The organism is Desertihabitans aurantiacus (assembly GCF_003344635.1).
GTDB lineage: Bacteria > Actinomycetota > Actinomycetes > Propionibacteriales > Propionibacteriaceae > Desertihabitans > Desertihabitans aurantiacus.
Window position 1 is genome coordinate 1 of the sequence record NZ_QPKK01000510.1, and the last position, 1,163, is coordinate 1,163.

Below are 1,163 nucleotides of genomic sequence, written 5' to 3' on the forward strand. Positions count from 1 at the left end.
GCCGAGCACCTGCCGGACCGATCCCGCATCGAGGGCCGGCAGGTCGGAGACCGCCGCGAGCACCGTCGACGCACCGCGGTCGACCGCGACCGAGGCCCCGTGCCGCAGCGCGGGGTTGAGCCCGCCACCCGGGTCGGCCAGGACCTCCGCCGCCACCCCAGCCCTGGTCAGCTCCGCCGCCAGCCCGGGTTGGTCGGAGACCAGCAGCAGCCGGCACCCGCCAGCGGCCAGCGCGGCGCAGGTGTCGAGGGCCATCGCCCGCACCAGCGCGGCCCGCTCCGGCGGCGCCAGCGCGTCCAGCCGGCTCTTGGCCCGGGCCCACGGCTTGATCGCCACCACCGCCACCGGCGCGGTGGCGGGGGGTGGGGCGGGAAGCGGCACCCGTCGACCCTACCGGCCGCGGTCGTGGTGGGGCCCGGGTCACTAGGGTGGCGCCACGATGAGCTCCCTCGACGCCACCCGGGCCCGCAGCCGGCTCCCGCTGGGCTCGGTGCTGCACGATCCGCCCGAGCCGCTGCTGCACCGCGTCATCGTGCTGCTCGGCTGGCTGATGCGCCGGCTGACCCGTCCGGACTGGCGCCATGCCGACCGCATCCCGGCCTCCGGCGGGGTGCTGGTGGTCGTCAACCACGTCTCCCACGTCGACTTCCTCGGCTACGGGCACTTCCTCACCTGGGGTGCCGGACGCTGGCCGCGGTTCATGGCCAAGGCCGAGCTCTTCGACGCCCCGCTGCTGGGCTGGCTGCTGCGTGCCACCGCCCAGATCCGGGTGGACCGGCGCTCCGACAGCGCGGCCGCCGCGGTCACCGCCGCGCAGGAGGCCATCGCCGCCGGGCAGGCGGTGACCATCTACCCCGAGGGCACCATCACCTCCGACCCCGACGGCTGGCCGATGCCGCCGCGCAGCGGCGCGGCGCGGATCGCGCTGGCCAGCGGGTGCCCGGTGGTCCCGGTCGGGCAGTGGGGGGTCCAGGAGCTGATGCCGGGCAAGCGGCCCGGGATGCTGCGGTTCTGGCGCCGTCCGGTGGCCCGGGTGGTGGCCGGCCCGCCGGTCTCGCTGGACGACCTGCGCGGCCCCGACCCCGACGGCGCCCGCCTGCGCGAGGCCTCGGCCCGCATCCACGCCGCGCTGCTGGCCGTGGTGGGGGAGGTCCGCCAGCAGG

The 1,163-nt window shown here is 77.6% G+C and carries 1 protein-coding gene and 1 pseudogene; one reads left to right on the plus strand and one right to left on the minus strand.

What is annotated here, in order from left to right; all coding sequences use genetic code 11:
- Positions 1-381: pseudogene (locus DVA66_RS20575) on the minus strand (hypothetical protein); the annotation flags it as partial.
- A gap of 58 nt (positions 382-439) precedes the next feature.
- Between DVA66_RS20575 and DVA66_RS20580 the strand changes: the two are divergent.
- A partial coding sequence (locus tag DVA66_RS20580) for a lysophospholipid acyltransferase family protein (protein WP_157974224.1) occupies positions 440-1,163 on the plus strand: 724 nt, incomplete at its 3' end.